This is a genomic window from Commensalibacter nepenthis (genome assembly GCF_029953305.1).
GTDB lineage: Bacteria > Pseudomonadota > Alphaproteobacteria > Acetobacterales > Acetobacteraceae > Commensalibacter > Commensalibacter nepenthis.
This window is the reverse complement of record NZ_JASBAN010000012.1, coordinates 1-1,498: the sequence shown is the minus strand read 5'-3', so window position 1 is coordinate 1,498 and position 1,498 is coordinate 1. Positions and strand designations below refer to the sequence as shown.

Sequence of the window (1,498 nt, the reverse complement as noted above, 5' to 3'; positions counted from 1 at the left end):
AAGTTGGCTGTTTTGTAGTTGGTTGGAAAGTTTATCGGCGTCAAACTTGTTGTCTAATCACTTGAAATTAAACTATATGAATAATTACCTAATATTTTATATAAAATCCTCTGATAAAACCCCTTCAGATTTTAATATTTTAATAAAACGATTAAATGATTTAGGGTCATGATCTATAACTTCATCTAATAAATCTTCTTCTATTAATGCCCAATGATATATACCATGCATATCATTGTCGAAGTATATAGTTCTAAAATTCATCACAGGATCAATAATTTCTACATTATTGGAATTAAATACCATTAAACCACCATAGTTTTTAGGAATACTTAAAAACACTGTTCTTTCTTTGTACCAATAAATTGCGACTACATCGATAATATTGTTACGTGAATCTTTAATTTTCATTTTTTATTCCTTACTTAATTGTTGTGGAAGGGTTCCATCTATTTTGAGGCGAAGTTATTTTCATATCATATGCTTTTCCAGTAAACCTATTAAATTGATAATGAATAGTAACAACTTCTCCATTTGCACCTTTATAATTAGCTTGCATTTTTTGAAAGCCATTTTCTGAAAGAAAATTAGGATCTCTATTCATATTTGGTAAGGCTTCAGCCTCTGGAGGATTTTCTGGATTATTCTTTACTTCATCCCAAAATATCTGCTCCTGTAAGTCTCTTGGGTGGTCAACCTGCCCTTTTTTGGGGTTAGCTGAAGAAGGCGCATTTTCAGCGTTTTCAATTGCCTGCTGTTGTTCTGCTGTTAATTCAGGAGAAGCATTCGATGTTTTTTCACCTGTGACCACATCTTTGATTTTATCTGCCGCCTTAGATTCTGTATCTAAAATAGCGTCGCTGCCTTCCTGTATTTTTTTACCAACGGCACTATGTTCAATGGTTTCTATAACATCATCAATCTTGTTAATATCTTTTGTCAGATTAATAAGCGTTTTATTTCCTGATAATTGTGCAGCTTTTTGAGCGGCTTTTAATGCACCTTCAACCAGTTTTTCTACAAGTCTCCCTCCAGCAGCATTATATTGTTGAAGGGCAGAACCTATACTAACACCATTAAACGCACCAGAACCACCATCAACAGCCGCCCCTGCCGCTGCACTTGCCCCACCTGCAACAATATTCATACCAAGATTGGTTAGGATTTTAGCGGCCTCTTCATCACCACCTGCTAAAGATACTGCATTATCCGCAATAAATTGTCCCATCGCTGCAACCGATGCGGTACCAGCAATAGAACTTCCCGTTGCGGCACCGACGTTTCCGCCAGTAACACCAGCAACAGCGGCGGAGCCAGCGGCTTCGAGGATGATACGACCAATATCATTCTTAACATTCGTTTCGTCAAAACCATTGATACCACTATTATGTAACGCATCAGAGATTTGTCCCATGACTTCGCCGACGAGCTGCATGCCAAGTTGGCTGTTTTGCAGTTGGTTGGCAAGTTTATCGGCGTTAAACTTGTTATCCATGTG

At 37.4% G+C, this 1,498-nt stretch carries 1 protein-coding gene and 1 pseudogene; both read right to left on the bottom strand.

Features of this window, described 5'->3' with window-relative positions:
- Nucleotides 1-96 precede the first annotated feature (96 nt).
- Nucleotides 97-411 carry a hypothetical protein gene (locus QJV33_RS11895; protein WP_281463619.1) on the bottom strand — a complete coding sequence of 105 codons (315 nt, stop codon included), beginning with the start codon at nucleotides 409-411 and terminating at the stop codon, nucleotides 97-99.
- A gap of 10 nt (nucleotides 412-421) precedes the next feature.
- Nucleotides 422-1,498, bottom strand: a pseudogene (locus tag QJV33_RS11890) (hypothetical protein); the annotation flags it as partial.